A 232-nucleotide genomic window follows, 5' to 3' on the forward strand; every position below is an offset into this window, starting at 1 on the left:
GCGCGGTGAGACCGGCCGGCTGCGGCTGGGGTTCGTCGCCTCCGCGCTGCTGGCGCCGCTGCCGGACGTCCTGGGCCGGTTCGGCCGCGAACGGCCGGGCGTGCGGCTGGAACTGCACGAGATGGCGTCCGCCCGCAGCGCCGCCGCGCTCGCCGCCGGGGAGCTGGACGTGGCCGTCACCCTCGGGCCGCCGCGCGGCGCCGGGGCCGAGCACCTGGTGTCCGTCCCGATC

At 80.2% G+C, this 232-nt stretch carries 1 protein-coding gene; it reads left to right on the forward strand.

Going from position 1 to position 232, the window contains the following annotated elements; genetic code table 11:
- The coding region (locus tag JNW98_RS11180) for a LysR substrate-binding domain-containing protein (RefSeq protein WP_263420645.1) at nucleotides 1-232 on the forward strand (232 nt) is incomplete at both ends.

This window comes from Streptomyces huiliensis (genome assembly GCF_020037025.1).
GTDB lineage: Bacteria > Actinomycetota > Actinomycetes > Streptomycetales > Streptomycetaceae > Streptomyces > Streptomyces huiliensis.